Origin of the sequence: Microseira wollei NIES-4236 (assembly GCF_020521235.1) — a bacterium.
GTDB classification, from domain to species: Bacteria; Cyanobacteriota; Cyanobacteriia; order Cyanobacteriales; family Aerosakkonemataceae; genus Microseira; species Microseira wollei.
Map to the genome: position 1 here is coordinate 1 of NZ_BLAY01000830.1, position 218 is coordinate 218.

Here is a 218-nt window from a genome sequence, read left to right on the forward strand (position 1 = left end):
TGGTAGGGGCACGGCAAGGGAGGAATTTATTGCTGGCAACCAACCTGACTGATGCCGTGCCCCTACTTTGATATCGAATCGGGAATGGATCTGAATAATTGGTCGGGGCACGGCAAGGGAGGAATTTATTGCTGGCAACCAACCTGACTGATGCCGTGCCCCTACTTTGATATCGAATCGGGAATGGATATGAATAATTGGTCGGGGCACGGCAAGGG

At 51.8% G+C, this 218-nt stretch carries 1 protein-coding gene; it reads right to left on the bottom strand.

Translation table 11 applies throughout. The features are described from left to right. Positions 1–218: hypothetical protein (locus tag MiSe_RS50615; RefSeq protein ID WP_226595179.1), on the bottom strand; the 218-nt coding region annotated here is incomplete at both ends.